The sequence below is a fragment of the Amphritea pacifica genome (assembly GCF_016924145.1).
Classification (GTDB): Bacteria; Pseudomonadota; Gammaproteobacteria; order Pseudomonadales; family Balneatricaceae; genus Amphritea; species Amphritea pacifica.
In genome coordinates this window covers 1-255 of the sequence record NZ_JAFFZO010000230.1, presented here as the reverse complement: position 1 = coordinate 255, position 255 = coordinate 1, and the positions used below count along the sequence as shown (strand labels likewise).

Annotated in this window: 1 rRNA gene; it reads left to right on the top strand. The window is 51.0% G+C overall.

Annotated elements, in window-relative coordinates:
* Nucleotides 1–255: ribosomal RNA gene (locus JW499_RS22145) — 23S ribosomal RNA — on the top strand; the annotation flags it as partial.

Genomic DNA, 255 nt, shown 5'->3' with positions numbered 1-255 from the left:
CAAGCAGTGGGAGCGGTCCTTGAGACCGTGACTGCGTACCTTTTGTATAATGGGTCAGCGACTTAATTTTAGTAGCAAGGTTAACCGTTTAGGGGAGCCGTAGGGAAACCGAGTCTTAATAGGGCGTGCAGTTGCTAGGATTAGACCCGAAACCGGGCGATCTATCCATGGGCAGGTTGAAGGTTGAGTAACATCAACTGGAGGACCGAACCGACTACCGTTGAAAAGTTAGCGGATGACCTGTGGATCGGAGTG